The sequence below is a fragment of the Enterococcus sp. DIV1537a genome (assembly GCF_051712085.1).
Classification (GTDB): Bacteria; Bacillota; Bacilli; order Lactobacillales; family Enterococcaceae; genus Enterococcus; species Enterococcus faecalis.
On record NZ_JBIOOE010000001.1, the window covers coordinates 2,411,750 to 2,423,966 of the forward strand.

12 protein-coding genes are annotated in these 12,217 nt (G+C 37.5%); 2 read left to right on the plus strand and 10 right to left on the minus strand.

What is annotated here, in order from left to right; all coding sequences use genetic code 11:
* Positions 1–18: 18 nt before the first annotated feature.
* From IGJ41_RS11890 to efrA, 10 genes are all read right to left on the minus strand, one after another.
* On the minus strand, positions 19–651 hold the full coding sequence (locus tag IGJ41_RS11890; protein WP_002355137.1) for a response regulator: 633 nt from the start codon (positions 649–651) through the stop codon (positions 19–21).
* Positions 626–1,729 (minus strand): sensor histidine kinase, encoded by a 1,104-nt coding sequence (locus tag IGJ41_RS11895; protein ID WP_002365182.1) that lies wholly within the window; start codon positions 1,727–1,729, stop codon positions 626–628. Before IGJ41_RS11895 ends, IGJ41_RS11890 begins: the two co-directional genes overlap by 26 nt.
* Positions 1,726–2,457, minus strand: coding sequence for a cell wall-active antibiotics response protein LiaF (gene liaF, locus IGJ41_RS11900; RefSeq protein ID WP_002381168.1), 732 nt, complete (start codon positions 2,455–2,457; stop codon positions 1,726–1,728). The genes IGJ41_RS11895 and liaF overlap by 4 nt, the downstream gene beginning before the upstream one ends.
* A gap of 150 nt (positions 2,458–2,607) precedes the next feature.
* Positions 2,608–3,087, minus strand: coding sequence for a transcription elongation factor GreA (gene greA / locus IGJ41_RS11905; protein ID WP_002355133.1), 480 nt, complete (start codon positions 3,085–3,087; stop codon positions 2,608–2,610).
* 260 nt (positions 3,088–3,347) lie between these two features.
* On the minus strand, positions 3,348–4,733 hold the full coding sequence (mltG, locus tag IGJ41_RS11910) for an endolytic transglycosylase MltG (RefSeq protein ID WP_002407365.1): 1,386 nt from the start codon (positions 4,731–4,733) through the stop codon (positions 3,348–3,350).
* Between the two features lie 207 nt (positions 4,734–4,940).
* The gene (locus IGJ41_RS11915; RefSeq protein ID WP_173963941.1) at positions 4,941–5,618 is read right to left on the minus strand and encodes an HAD family hydrolase; all 678 of its coding nucleotides are present in this window, start codon (positions 5,616–5,618) and stop codon (positions 4,941–4,943) included.
* A 74-nt stretch (positions 5,619–5,692) separates the two neighbouring features.
* On the minus strand, positions 5,693–6,844 hold the full coding sequence (gene wecB / locus IGJ41_RS11920; protein WP_172451660.1) for a non-hydrolyzing UDP-N-acetylglucosamine 2-epimerase: 1,152 nt from the start codon (positions 6,842–6,844) through the stop codon (positions 5,693–5,695).
* Between the two features lie 13 nt (positions 6,845–6,857).
* On the minus strand, positions 6,858–7,349 hold the full coding sequence (locus IGJ41_RS11925) for a gamma carbonic anhydrase family protein (protein ID WP_002355129.1): 492 nt from the start codon (positions 7,347–7,349) through the stop codon (positions 6,858–6,860).
* 242 nt (positions 7,350–7,591) lie between these two features.
* The gene (gene efrB / locus IGJ41_RS11930; protein ID WP_108120202.1) at positions 7,592–9,361 is read right to left on the minus strand and encodes a multidrug efflux ABC transporter subunit EfrB; all 1,770 of its coding nucleotides are present in this window, start codon (positions 9,359–9,361) and stop codon (positions 7,592–7,594) included.
* Positions 9,358–11,085 (minus strand): multidrug efflux ABC transporter subunit EfrA, encoded by a 1,728-nt coding sequence (efrA, locus tag IGJ41_RS11935; protein ID WP_438714495.1) that lies wholly within the window; start codon positions 11,083–11,085, stop codon positions 9,358–9,360. Before efrA ends, efrB begins: the two co-directional genes overlap by 4 nt.
* A 228-nt stretch (positions 11,086–11,313) precedes the next feature.
* On the opposite strand from efrA, the gene IGJ41_RS11940 reads away from it, so the two are divergent.
* Positions 11,314–11,700, plus strand: coding sequence for a YbaN family protein (locus tag IGJ41_RS11940; RefSeq protein ID WP_002355126.1), 387 nt, complete (start codon positions 11,314–11,316; stop codon positions 11,698–11,700).
* A 304-nt stretch (positions 11,701–12,004) separates the two neighbouring features.
* Complete coding sequence (locus IGJ41_RS11945; protein ID WP_002355123.1) at positions 12,005–12,217, plus strand: DNA-directed RNA polymerase subunit epsilon; 213 nt, start codon at positions 12,005–12,007, stop codon at positions 12,215–12,217.

Sequence of the window (12,217 nt, forward strand, 5' to 3'; positions counted from 1 at the left end):
TATGGATTTATCTGATATTTATTTGGCTAAACCATGTTGAAAAGCATAAATCGCTGCTTGGGTCCGATCATCCACATCTAGTTTTGCTAAAATGTTTGAAACATGTGTTTTAACTGTTTTCAAAGTGATAAAGAGTTCATCAGCTATTTCCTGATTACTTTTACCTTGTGCAATCAACATTAAAATTTCGTGTTCTCGATTTGTCAAATCTTCATGCAACACCGGCTCTTGTTTTTTTGTTAACCGTTCCATCATCTTATGCGTCACTTCAGGTTCCAACACACGCTCTCCGCGATAAGTCGCCCGAATTGCATCAGCAATCTCATGTGCTGTTGATGTTTTTAATAGGTAGCCCGCTGCACCAGCTTCAATCGCCGGATATACTTTTTCATCATCAATAAAACTCGTCACAATAATAATCTTGGCTTCTGGCCAATCTTTCAAGATCGCTTTTGTTGAATCAATGCCGTCCATTTCTTCCATTACCAAATCCATCAAAATAACATCTGGACGTAGTTCCAATGCTTTTTCATAGCCAATCTTACCGTTTTCTGCTTCGCCTACGACTTCTATATCCTCTTGAATAGATAAATATGATGAAACGCCTAAACGGACCATTTCATGGTCATCCACTAACATTACTTTGATCACTTGCAGTTTCCTCCTTTATGACAGGAACTTTAATTTCAACGCTGGTTCCCTGCCCTTTAAAACTAATAATTTTAACTGTACCGCCCATGCCGACAACACGTTCTCGAATATTATTTAAGCCATAACTACCGGCTTTATTACTTTGTTCCTTCATATCAAAGCCGACACCATCATCAACAATACGCAATAACACGTTTTTATCGACTTGGTGTAAGTATACCTCTAATTCCTTTGCTTTGGCATGTCTTAAGGTATTGGAAAGTAATTCCTGCACAATTCGGAAAAGATGATCCTCAATGCTGCTATTTAAATGAACATCTTCAACATCCCAAATCAATTCAATTTTAATTTTTGTTTGTAGTTCTTTCAGTAATTGTTCAATACCTTTACGCAAACTTTTTCCTTCTAGACTGATAGGACGCAAGTGCAATAGTAACGCGCGCATTTCCGATTGGGAGGCATTAATGATTTCTGCCACCATGGCTAGTTGTTTACGATATGGTTCCGGGGTTTCTGTTCGTTGTGCTTGTTCATTTAAGGCAGACAACATCATCATGGCTGCAAAAAGTTGTTGACTGACTGAATCATGCAACTCCCGCGCCAAACGATGCCGCTCGTTCTCTAAAATTTCTTCTTTTGTTTGCCCATCCATTAATTGCGGCCGACTGTTTAATAATTGCAATTCTTTAGACATCTCTAATAATTTATTTTTAATCGACCAAATATCTTGTTCGACTTCGGTTAGATAATGGTCTTGATTCTCACTGGTCGTTGGTTTGTTTAAGACTGGACTTTCATAATTACCATTGGCCAATAACCGAAGTTTTTCTTCAATCCGTCCATATTGCCCTTTTTGAACCAATGAAATCAGTAAAAAGGTCAATAAGCCTATTAGTAAGGATATGAGAACAATATGCACAATTAGTGGTAAATAAAAGACTTTTCTCTGAAGAAGCTCTAATAGCCACCGGTTTTGTTTAATCGAATGAAAATATGAAAACAATGTAATTAAGATAACAATAAAGGTGCTAAGGGACGCATATAATGAAATCATGCGTCTTGAAATCCGATCGGTCATACACGGATCACCTCAACATCTCCTACTAAAGTGTTCGTCATAATTTTCAAACGACGAAGATTGGTATCATAATCATTGCTGTAAATTTTTAATGATTCGTTTTTCAATTGATATTTTTCTTCTTCAAAACGTACCGTTCCGTAAAAAGTTGAATGTTCTAACAAAATAGCTACACCTAACGGCACTAGAATTCGCGTGCGGCCAAAACCTTTACGAATAATAATAATATTGTCTTCTTTCGGTAGTAGCGTATTACCTAAATCAATAATGGTGTCCCCAGAGATTAAATCAATATTGATGTCATCCCATTCATAGATATTGTTACCAATGCGTTCGTTGGCAAACCAGCGGCGTTTAAATCGTTTGCCATTTTTAGGTTCTTTTGCCGCCGTCTCTACCATAATCATTTGTTTTTTACGCCAAGGTGCTCGTTCAGCTATATCCACGCCTGAAATCTCAAAGCCTTTTAAGCCGATAAAGAGTACGCCAAAAATCAACATAAACCAAACAGCCGTGCTGTTCATTGCACCAATGACAATAAAAACAACGCCGAGGACGAATTGAAAGTTGTTAAAATGTGTTTTAGATGCTTTCCTGGAAACATAGGCCACAAGTAAAACGCCAATTGTTAATAAAACAGCTAATCCAGGATTATGTACAATTTGCCATAACGCCAGAATAAAAAGTAATGCTTCTGCGACGATAAAAAAGCGCCAAGGGTTATTCATAGATTTGCCTCCTCCCTCTCTCATTTATTTTACTCGTTTATTTTATTTAATCATAGTGGTTTGCGCCTCAGGTTACCATAGGACTTTAGCCCTAAATGTCCTATATTGCGAAAGGACAGGCCTTGGAAGCTGCCTGCCCTACTCAATTATTTAGTTTGCTTCAACTTTTGTAATTTTAACTGTCATGTCGCCACCAGGGGTTGCAATAATCACTTGATCGCCTAATTGTTTACCAATTAAGGCTTGCGCAATCGGTGAATCGTTAGAAATTTTACCAGAAAATGGATCGGCTTCGGCACTTCCTACGATTGTGTATTCCTCTTCTTCTCCATCAGGCAATTCTTGGAAAGTAACTGTTTTACCGATGGAAACTTCGTCTTGGTCCACGCCATCATTGTCGATAATTTCTGCAAAACGAATCATATTTTCTAACGTTGTAATACGTCCTTCAACGAAAGCTTGTTCATCTTTAGCTGATTCATACTCTGAGTTCTCTGAAAGATCCCCAAAGCTACGAGCGATTTTAATACGCTCTACGATTTCTTTACGTTTAATTGTTTTTAATTCTTCTAGCTCTTGTTCTAATTTTTCTTTTCCTTCAAGAGTCATTGGATATACTTTTTCTACCATGTTAATTCTCCTTTTTCGCTTAACGATACGTAGTTCTTGGTTGGTTATTGAAAAAAATTCCGCTTTCAATCCACAAAAGAGTACCACGCTTTTTCTAAATTGTAAATATAATTATTGAATTTTTGTGATTTTGCTAAATTTTATTTATATAAATTTCTAGTTGCTACCCTTTCCCTCTGTTAAACAGATTACTTTTTGAGTATCTAAAAGCTTGGTGAATCATACAAAATTGATTCACCAAGCTCTTTTATGTTTTCATTTTATTCACTACTTGAATTATTGACATACTGATCTACTAATACTTGATGTTCTTCATATGTTTTTGAGAAGTATACTTTTCCTGTAGAAATATCTGCTACAAAGTATAAATAGTCACTTGGTGTCGGATTCAAGACTGCTTTAATTGACTCCTCACTTGGGCTATCTAATGGTCCTGGTCCATAACCAGTATTTTTATACAAGTTATAAGACGAGTCCACTTCCAAGTCAGCATACGTTACAGTTTCTTTGTGTTCTCCTAGAGCATACAAAATAGAAATATCTGATTGGATTGGCATATCAGCAGCCAAGCGGTTAAAGAATACTTGCGCAATTTGTTTGCGGTCTGCTTCTTTGACTCCTTCTTTTTCAACCAGTGAAGCTAACGTTAAGACTTGCTGATTGGTTAAATTCTTTGCATGAATTGTCGGCGTATATTGTTCCATTACTGTGTTCATTTTAGCAATCATTTGTTCGACAAATTCAGGAAGTGTTGCTTTTTTGTAGTAATCATAAGTTGCCGGGAACAAATAGCCTTCTAAGCGATAACGAACACCTTCTGCAGTTGCAGCACTTTCAAGTAAATCAGGATACTTAGCCTTCATTTGATTGAAGAAGTCTTCGTTTTTCATTAATGCAATGAAATCTGCTTTCTTGAAATCCGTATTTTTTTCAATGGCTTCGCCAATTTTATCTATATCGTAGCCTTCAGGAATCGTTACTTTGCCATCTGCAATTTTAGTTGGTTCTGGCGTGCCTCCTTCTTTTAGCATTTCACCAATTTCATCGAGTGTCATGCTTGGAGACATTTGATAATAGCCCGCTTGAAAATCTGTTAAGTTTTTAAATTTTACGTAGTAGTTAAAAACCATTCCGCTTTTAATGACGTTGCTTTCTTCTAAAACCGCAGCAATTTGCTTATTAGAAGATCCTTCTGGGATATGCACTTGAACAAGCTTCTTATTGTTCTTGTCTAGTGGTTGTAGCCCAGCATCTACATATTTATAAAAAGTAAACCCAAAGATTGCCATCATTAAAACCAATACAGAAACTACAATTAACACGATACGACCGACTAAACGATCTTCTTTTTTACGTGTTTGTTTTTTTGTATTTGTTGGCTTTTCGTCTGTTTCAATCGGGGTTGGCTCTTCGACTGTCTGTGTTGTCTTGTCTTTCCCACGTCTTCGAGCAGCTCTAGAACCTGCACGTGTTTGTGTTGTGCGGCTCGCTGTTTCTTGTGATTCATCATATGAAGGTTGGGGAGACCTATCATTTTTTTCAGAGGAATCAGGTTGATCGCCATCATTTCTACCTTTTAAAGACCCAGTTACTTGGTCTCTAAGCGAAGATTTGGGATCTTGGTTATTTTGGTTATCATTAGCCAAAACTAACCCTCCTTACTATTCTATCGTTTATGACTGAAACTATTATACATGAAACCTCTTTAAAATTAAATGTTTTTAATAAAAAGACCGTCATTCCCTGATAAAAAATTCATCATTGACAACGGTTAAAGCCTATGATGGCGCTTTTCTATTGAAACGATAATAAATCTTAAAATCCTCCTAAATTTATCGAAAATCCATTTTCTATTAAGAATTTTGTAGCAAAATAGCACCTAAGTCTTTAGGCGATTGTACTAGGAATGTTGCTCCCGCCTCTTGTAATTCTGTTTCTTCACCAAATCCATACAAGACACCTATACTATCTAAGCCATTTTGTTGAGCACCAAGAATGTCATGATTACGATCACCAACCATGATAATCGCTTCTTTGGTTGGGTCTAATTGAGCTTCCGTTAATGCATACTGAATCACATCTGCTTTTTTAGAACGATGACCGTCCATACTCGCTCCATAGATGCCTGTAAAATAACGATCTAAATCAAAATGAGTAATAATCTTTTTAGCAAATTCTTCTGGCTTGGAAGTCGCAATGTATAACTTTGCTCCCGCTTCCTTTAACCTTGTTAACACTTCTGGAATCCCTAGATACACATGGTTTTCAAACATACCTTTTCTCTGATAATACGCTCGATAATGACCCACGGCTTGTTGCGCTGCTTCAGCTGAAGGCGCCATGTGCAAAAATGACTCATATAAAGGCGGCCCTATGAAAGAACGTAACGTCTCCTCGCTAGGATCTGGCCAGCCTAATTGTTCTGTTGCGTACAAAATAGAACGCATAATGCCGCTACCAGAATCCGTAATTGTGCCATCTAAATCAAATAAAATCGTTTGATACATCTTCACTTCACTACTTTCTAGCATTTTTTGTCTAATTGATTCTTCAAAATAAGATACGCAAAAGAAGCACATTTTTCAGCGCTTCTCTGCCTTTTTATTTATTTTGCTGTAAACGAATCTGGTTTTTTATCTGATTGCTGCATTTCATAGGCAATGGCTTCAACGATTCGGCGGCTAGCTTGACCATCCCCATACGGATTTTGTGCATGCGCCATCGCGTGGTAAGCATCAGAATCAGTCAATAATGTTTTCGCCTCTTGATAGACTACTTGTTCGTCTGTACCAACCAATTTCAATGTTCCTGCCGCTACGCCTTCTGGACGTTCCGTTGTATCTCGTAAAACTAAAACTGGCACCCCTAAGGAAGGAGCTTCTTCTTGCACACCACCAGAATCAGTTAAAATTAACGCACTTTTCGCTGCAAAATTTTGAAAATCTTTGACATCCAATGGTTCAATTAAATGCACACGAGCTAATTCACCTAAGTGTTCCGCTACTATTTCACGGACTTTGGGATTTTTGTGCATAGGGAAAATGACTTCAATTTCTGGATGTTCCATTACAAGTCGACGAACAGCTTTAAACACATTTGTCATTGGCAGGCCTAAATTTTCACGACGATGCATTGTAATTAGCACGATACGTTGGTCTGTAGGGATTTTTTCCAATAAATCATTTTGATAGTGGGCATCAACAGTGTACGCCATCGCGTCAATCGCTGTATTGCCAGTCACATAAATATGTTCTTCTGGATGATTTTCTTTGATTAAATTGTCCTTACTTTGAGTGGTTGGGGCAAAATAAATATCCGTTAACACATCTACCAGTTGACGATTCATTTCTTCCGGAAACGGAGAATATTTTTGCCAGGTCCGTAATCCTGCTTCCACATGTCCCACCGGAATCTGTTGATAAAAAGCAGCCAATGCAGCCGCAAATGACGTGGTTGTATCGCCATGAACCAAGACAATATCCGGCTGTTCTGTCACAAGAACCTCAGTTAATAAATTCAAAACACGACTTGTAATATCTGTTAAGGTTTGCCCATCTTTCATGATATTTAAATCATGATTCGGTGTAATTTGAAAATCTTCTAACACTTGATCCAACATTTGGCGATGTTGCGCTGTTACGACTACTACAGAGTCAAATCCTTGACTTTGCTCTTCTAAAACTTTGATTAAGGGAGCCATTTTGATTGCTTCTGGCCGTGTTCCAAAAACCGTCATTACTTTAATTTTCTTCATCATTTTCCTCCTAATTCTATGTTAGTTTCGGGTATTTTTGTTGGCGAAATTCTTCTGCTCGTTGAATATAATGTAAGGCGTTCGTATGATTACTGGCTATTTCTGCTGCCGTTAACGGACGGATAACCTTCGCTGGTCGACCAAATGCTAAAACATTTGGCGGGATAATTTTGCCTTCTGTCACTAAAGAGCCCGCGCCAATCAGGCTGTTTTCTCCAATAATGGCATTATTTAGAATCGTTGAACCCATGCCAATCAAAGCACCATCACCGATTTTACAACCGTGTAACATGCATTGATGGCCCACCGTTACATACTTGCCTACAATTGTCGGGGCATCTTCATCAACATGAATAATCGTGCCATCTTGAATATTACTACCTTCACCAATGGTAATTGTGTTACTGTCACCTCTTAAGACCGACTGAAACCAAATATTACTATCCTTCGCTAGTTGTACGTTTCCATAGACATCTGCACTAGCAGCAATAAAATATTCTTTTTTCAAACTCTGTCACCTCTTTTCATTAAGTATAGACAAGAATTCCTCACTTTCATAGTAAAAAAGACAAGAAAGAGGTCGGGACAGAAGCGTTTAACTCCGAGAAATAAGAAGGAATTTCCGAAAATTGTTCTATAATTTTTGGATAATTTCGGCTTATTTCCGAAGGAGTTGCTTCTGTTCCCGCCGTTTATCAATTTTTAAGCCTGGGACAAAAATCCAAAGTGATTTTTGTCCCAGGCTCTTTTTTATTCCTCATAGTCGCCTTCTTCAGCAAATTGACTATTGTATAGTTTTTCATAGAAGCCACCTTGTTCCAGCAACTCATGATGCGTACCTTTTTCAATGATTTCTCCTTGTTTCATAACAAGAATTAAATCAGCTTCACGAATAGTTGATAGGCGGTGGGCAATAACGAAACTCGTTCGTCCTTCCATAACACGATCCATTGCTTTTTGAATTAAGGCTTCCAAGCGTGTATCGACTGAACTAGTCGCCTCATCTAAAATCAAAATTTTCGGATCAGAAATTACCGCTCGGGCAATGGTCAACAATTGTTTTTGACCAAGGGAAACGTTATCTCCCTCAGAATTGATTTCCATTTCATACCCATCTGGCATTGTCCGAATGAAGTGATCCACATTGGCCGTTTTCGCTGCATCGACAACTTCATAATCCGTGGCATCCAACTTCCCAAAACGAATGTTATCTGCAATGGTACCTTTATACAACCAAGCATCTTGCAATACCATTCCAAATACAGAACGGACATCACTACGGTTCATTTTTTTCGTGTCAATACCATCAATTTTAATGGCGCCTTCTGTTACATCATAAAAACGCATCAGCAAATTGATTAAGGTTGTTTTCCCAGCGCCAGTTGGTCCCACAATCGCAACCATTTGGCCCGCATCAACTTTAAAGTTCAAATTACGAATTAACGGTTTTTCTGGGTCATAACTAAAGCTGACATTTTCAAATTCAACAGAGCCTAAAATAGGTTCTGGTAAAGGAACATCTTGTTCGTTAAGTTCTTCTTCTGGTTCATCTAGGATTTCAAAAATCCGCATGGTCGAAGCTGAAGCGCTTTGTAAAGCTGCAGACAACTGCGTAATATTCCCCATTGGTTGGCTAATTTGCCAAATATATTGAATAAACGCTTGTAATTGCCCCACTACAATCACACCAGCAACCACATAGTAACTACCAAGGACAGCTACCCCGATATAGGTCCCATAAGCGGTCATCTGAACCAATGGCAACATTAATCCTGAGATAAAGGATGCTTTGAAACCAAAACCATTTAATCGATGATTGACTTGTTTAAAGCCTTCAAGGGTTTCTTTTTCCCGACCATATAGTTTTAAGACACTGAACCCAGTCATATTTTCTTGGACATAACCATTTAAGTCTCCTAAAGAATTTTGCATTCCTTGGAAATATTTCTGGGAGATTTTAACAATTGTTTTGGAAATAATCAGAGACAACGGAATCATAATCACTGAAAAAATCGCCATCAGCGGATTGATCAAGAACATCATCACTACCGCCATCACAATCCCTAAGACTGCCGAAACAATATTAATAAAACTTTGTTGCATCGCATTGCTGACAGCATCCACATCGTTCGTCACCCGTGACAAAATATTTCCTTGTTGGTTCTTATCAAAATAAGAAACTGGCAAACGATTGATTTTTTCTTCAATATCTCGACGTAAATCGCGCATGGATTGTTGAACGACATTCGTCATTAAAAAGCCTGACAAAAATTGTGCCACACAATAACCTGTTCCCACAACTAAAATCCAAATTAAACATTGGATTACATAATCAAAATTGATTGATTCACCGGCCGCAATATTACGGCTAATTTCTGTCGTTGGTAATCCAGTCAAATAAGGCAACGCTGCATTAAAGGCAACGGTTAATATTGTAAATAAAATAACTAAATAAAACGTCACTCGGTACGGTTTAATATAGCGACCGATTCGTTTCATAGAAGAAAAGGCGTGTTTCATGCTAATTCCTCCTCTGACAATTGAGAAGCCGCAATATCATAGTAAATTGGACAAGTCTCAAGTAATTCACGATGTGTGCCAATTCCGACCACGTCGCCTTCGTTTAAAACAACAATGCGGTCCGCATGCATAATTGTTCCAACACGTTGTGCCACAATTAAAACAGTGGATTCTGTTGTTTCTTTTTTCAGACGCGCTCGTAAATTTGCATCTGTTTGATAATCTAACGCAGAAAAACTATCATCAAATATATAAATTTCCGGATTGCGAATAATCGCCCGTGCGATAGCTAAACGTTGTTTTTGACCACCAGAAAAGTTCGTGCCACCTTCTGAAAGAGGTTCATCATAGCCTTGCGGTTTTTGTGAAACAAATTCTGTAGCTTGAGCAATGTCAATTGCTCGTTCCATTTCTTCTAACGTCGCATCTTCCTTACCGTAGCGAAGATTATCAGCAATTGTACCAGTAAAAAGTAACGCTTTTTGTGGAATATAGCCAATCTTATTGCGTAATGCACTAAGTTGGTACTCTTTTACGTTCACTCCATCGATTAAAATTTCACCTTCTGATACATCATAAAACCGTGGAATCAATTGAATTAATGTTGATTTCCCACTACCTGTGCTCCCAATAAAGGCCACTGTTTCACCAGGTGACGCCTTAAAACTTACATTGCGGATGACTGGGCTTTCCGCATGTCCAGGATAGGCAAAGGTTACATTTTTAAACTCTAGATAGCCTTTAGTAGCTGTTTCTGTTACGCCTTCTTCTTCACGAATAGCTGGTTCCATGTCTAAGGCTTCTTGAATCCGTGAAGCCGAAACCGCAGCCCGCGGATACATCATAAAGACACTGGCAAATAACATAAACGAGAACAGCGCATGGAAAATATATTCAATAAAAGCAATTAAATTCCCAACTTCTAAATCCCCATGGCTGATTTGAACAGTCCCGCTCCAAATGATTAAGACCATCACAATATTAAATAAGAAAAAGAACCCTGGTTGGGCTGCTGCCATTAAACGAAACAGACTTTTTGAACTTTTAGTGTAAGTTTCATTGACTTTATTAAAACGAGATTCTTCAAATTTTTCATTAACAAATGCGCGTATTACCCGCAATCCAGAAAGATTTTCTCTTAAAATCCCGTTGATTCCATCTAAGTTCTTTTGTTGCTTTTTAGATAACGGTTCTGACAAACGAGCAATCCCGACAACGGCTAGCAGTAGAAAAGGCAAGGCACCTAAAACGTACATTCCTAACGACGGACTCGTCCGCATCACCATGTAAAGACTGGCAATAAACATCACTGGCGTCATAAAGCCAAGACGTAAAATATTTCCCATGAAGAGCATAATTTGGTATGCATCATTGGTAGTTCGCGTAATTAAGGAAGAAACCCCAATACTTTCATATTCACTGTGTGAGAAAGTTTGAATCTTTTCAAATAAATCATCACGAATATCACGAACAATGTTTGTTGTAATTCTGGCACCAAAGTACCCCAGCAAAATATTCATTGCGACACCAATAATCGTAATTACAACCATCCAAATCCCTTGCTGATAAATATAGTCCTTATCTCTAGGAATAATTCCTTTGTCAATCATTCGTGCTAAAATGGTCGGCAAGCCTAATTCAATCAAAATAAAACCAAACACACAAATAAAATCAGCGAAAAGTAATTTCTTATAACGCATTGTGTAACGCCACATTAACTTCAATTAATCATCTCCTTCTTATCTTACTTTAAATTTTCTAGTACTCCCACTGTATCAAAAAGAAATCGGTAATACAAGCTGTCTGGCTAGAAAAAACAGCCTTTCTCTTTCTATCCTTTCCCTTTTAGATTTTCTAAAAAATAGATAATTTTAATGATTTACTTATACGATTAAAATTGCTACTTCCTTTTGATTGTGCCATAATTGGGAAAAACTGAAAGGACCCTTTGAATGAAAAAATTATTCTTCATTTTTCTCGGTTCCTGTACGTTTGCTTTAGGCACGTTAGGAATCTTTTTGCCGCTTTTACCCACCACTGGTTTTTATTTATTAACGGCCTTTTTTTGGATGCGTAGTTCAGATAAACTTTATAACAAATTTTTAGCTTCTTCTTATTATCAAAAATATATCCAAGAAGCCTTCTTTGAGAAAAAAATTACTCGTAAAGGCAAATGGAAACTATTTATTTCCATGTTTCTTTTATTTGCCATTCCGTGTTTAATTGTCCGAAATACGTTGATGACTACGACTTTAGCGATTGTTTATTTAGCCCACGTGATTGGCTTAAGTTGGTATTGGCGTCCTAAAAAAAAGGCACTTGAACTTGATCAAGAATAAGGCGACACAAGAAGTTTGTTTTTTTTTAAAGTCCAGTGAGTGTTTCTATACTTCCTTATCATTCTATGATAAAATAAGCTTAATTGTTGTTATTCACAACACACGGGACGGTTGAAAAAGAACACATAAAATCAAATACCCAGAATGAAGCAAAGTCGAGGCTTCATTTCATCATTAACAGATGTTTTTGATGAGCATTCTTTTTTAGGTGATCAGCACCTCGTTTTGTTGTGTTTAATTTTCTGTCTTAAAATGAAAAAAACTATAAATTGCTACTATTAGTAGCTGAAGGAGAAATGAATCGATGATTTACAAAGTATACTATCAAGAAACAAAAATCAGAAACCCAAAAAGAGAAGACACAAAATCTCTTTACATGGAAGCCGATAGCGATGTAATCGTGCGCCAATTAGTTGAAGAAAATACCCCATACAATATTGAATACGTTCAATTATTAGACGAAAAACATCTTGCTTACGAGCAAGAACATGCGGACTTCACTCTAACGGAGTTTTAA

What these genes read in the sequence shown, in the direction of transcription:
- IGJ41_RS11945 (WP_002355123.1), top strand. Translation starts at nt 12,005, where the DNA reads ATGATTTACAAAGTATACTATCAAGAAACAAAAATCAGAAACCCAAAA.
- liaF (WP_002381168.1), bottom strand. Translation starts at nt 2,457, where the DNA reads ATGAATAACCCTTGGCGCTTTTTTATCGTCGCAGAAGCATTACTTTTT.
- IGJ41_RS11940 (WP_002355126.1), top strand. Translation starts at nt 11,314, where the DNA reads ATGAAAAAATTATTCTTCATTTTTCTCGGTTCCTGTACGTTTGCTTTA.
- IGJ41_RS11915 (WP_173963941.1), bottom strand. Translation starts at nt 5,618, where the DNA reads ATGCTAGAAAGTAGTGAAGTGAAGATGTATCAAACGATTTTATTTGAT.
- greA (WP_002355133.1), bottom strand. Translation starts at nt 3,087, where the DNA reads ATGGTAGAAAAAGTATATCCAATGACTCTTGAAGGAAAAGAAAAATTA.
- efrB (WP_108120202.1), bottom strand. Translation starts at nt 9,361, where the DNA reads ATGAAACACGCCTTTTCTTCTATGAAACGAATCGGTCGCTATATTAAA.
- wecB (WP_172451660.1), bottom strand. Translation starts at nt 6,844, where the DNA reads ATGATGAAGAAAATTAAAGTAATGACGGTTTTTGGAACACGGCCAGAA.
- IGJ41_RS11895 (WP_002365182.1), bottom strand. Translation starts at nt 1,729, where the DNA reads ATGACCGATCGGATTTCAAGACGCATGATTTCATTATATGCGTCCCTT.